The organism is Stenotrophomonas sp. S49, from assembly GCF_016624905.1.
Classification (GTDB): Bacteria; Pseudomonadota; Gammaproteobacteria; order Xanthomonadales; family Xanthomonadaceae; genus Stenotrophomonas.
Map to the genome: position 1 here is coordinate 1 of NZ_JACVUD010000174.1, position 768 is coordinate 768.

The window sequence follows — 768 nt, forward strand, 5'->3', positions numbered from 1 at the left end:
GGCCACCCCCATAACCCCCCCCCCCCCACCCGCGGGCCCCGGGCGGGGCCGGGGCCACGGGGTGCTGCGCGGGGTGGGGCGGGTTACTCGCGCACCCAGGTCTGCGCGCGGCAGATGAACGCGATGCAGCCGGACACGTCCAGCTTGCCGCCGCCGGGCTGCAGTTCGATCTTGGACTTGTAGGTCTTGCCGTTGGCCGGGTCCAGGATGGTGCCGCCGGACCACTTGCTGTGGCTGCCCTTGTCCTGCGACAGGTTCCACAGGATGGTCATGCCCTTCACCGGCTTGTTCTTGTTGGCGCCTTCGCAGCCATCGCAGACCGGGTTGGGGCCCTTGTCCGAATGCAGGATGTCGACCACCTTGCCGGACAGCGTGCCGTTGGCGGCCTGGGTGATCTCGACGATCGACTTCACCTTGCCGGTCTTGTCGTCGATGGTCTTCCAGCGGCCGGCGGCGCTGTCGGCGGCCTGCGCCGAGAGCGCGGCCAGGCACAGCGGCAGTGCCAGCAGCAGGGTCTTGAAGGTCTTGCGCATGGTCCCCTCCCAGGGTTCATTCCGGCACGATGCCGGTACAGGGCGACTGTATACCCATTCGGGTGGGTATGGGGAAGAGGGAGGGCTTTGCAGGGCTGCGCCCTGCACCTGCCGAAGCCGAAGCCGAAGCCGAAGCAAGATCAAGAGCGGTGTTCCGTGGGATGGCGGGGCACTGTCGGTTTGCGGGGACGGCGCAAGTACGTCCATGTAGCCTTGGTCGCCGCATCCATGCGGC

Annotated in this window: 1 protein-coding gene; it reads right to left on the reverse strand. The window is 67.8% G+C overall.

Translation table 11 applies throughout. The features are described 5' to 3' along the window. Positions 1 to 83: 83 nt before the first annotated feature. The gene (locus IAE58_RS19870; RefSeq protein WP_108750662.1) at positions 84 to 533 is read right to left on the reverse strand and encodes a DUF2147 domain-containing protein; all 450 of its coding nucleotides are present in this window, start codon (positions 531 to 533) and stop codon (positions 84 to 86) included. Positions 534 to 768: the final 235 nt, after the last annotated feature.

What these genes read in the sequence shown, in the direction of transcription:
- IAE58_RS19870 (WP_108750662.1), bottom strand. Translation starts at nt 533, where the DNA reads ATGCGCAAGACCTTCAAGACCCTGCTGCTGGCACTGCCGCTGTGCCTG.